We start from the raw sequence: 212 nt of genomic DNA, 5'->3' as shown, positions 1-212 counted from the left end.
TACTTTGATTCCTTCTTCTTTCAATATAGTAAACCAGTTGATAACTTCATCCGTTGCGTCTAGTTGATCCCATGCAAGCAGCGTATTATCAAGATCAGTCAAAATAGTAGTCTTTCCCATTTTGCGAAGTTGTGCTGCTGTAATTCCAAATGGAGTATTCAACATTTTATCTGGTGAGAATTGCTTTACCACGTATTGGCCCCTCATTCTTT

Annotated in this window: 1 pseudogene; it reads right to left on the bottom strand. The window is 37.7% G+C overall.

The window, feature by feature from the left end:
* Window positions 1-192 (bottom strand): annotated as a pseudogene (locus NG901_RS17000) (hypothetical protein); the annotation flags it as partial.
* Between the last annotated feature and the right edge of the window lie 20 nt (window positions 193-212).

Source organism: Clostridium sp. CMCC3677 (genome assembly GCF_023845585.1).
GTDB lineage: Bacteria > Bacillota > Clostridia > Clostridiales > Clostridiaceae > Clostridium > Clostridium aquiflavi.
The sequence above is the reverse complement of the archived record's forward strand: the minus strand, read 5'-3'. Positions and strand labels throughout refer to the sequence as shown.